Origin of the sequence: uncultured Dokdonia sp. (genome assembly GCF_947492815.1) — a bacterium.
In the GTDB taxonomy this organism is placed as follows: domain Bacteria; phylum Bacteroidota; class Bacteroidia; order Flavobacteriales; family Flavobacteriaceae; genus Dokdonia.
Genome location: NZ_CANLOB010000118.1, coordinates 1 through 299, shown reverse-complemented (window position 1 = coordinate 299; position 299 = coordinate 1). Strand labels below are relative to the sequence as shown.

The window sequence follows — 299 nt, the reverse complement described above, 5'->3', positions numbered from 1 at the left end:
TACAAAAAGAAGGAAACTTTCCGTTACTCATCTAACCTCAATGGTAATGAAAGTACAAGGTTAGAAGTTGGAAGTACAAAGTCTAAAATCACAAATGTAACTAGCCGACAGCTGGTGTGGTTGTTTACAGCTTTTTGTAATTTTTTTATTTTACAAAAAGATGGAAACTTTCCGTTACTCATCTAACCTCAATGGTAATGAAAGTACAAGGTTAGAGGTTGGAAGTACAAGGTTAGAAGTTGGAAGTACGAAGGCTAAAATCACAAATGTAACTAGCCGACAGTTGGTGTGGTTGTTTA

1 protein-coding gene is annotated in these 299 nt (G+C 35.5%); it reads left to right on the top strand.

Annotation, left to right across the window (positions count from 1 at the left end; all coding sequences use genetic code 11):
* On the top strand, positions 1–186 hold a 186-nt coding region (locus tag Q1A01_RS23770), incomplete at its 5' end, for a hypothetical protein (protein ID WP_299686094.1).
* Between the last annotated feature and the right edge of the window lie 113 nt (positions 187–299).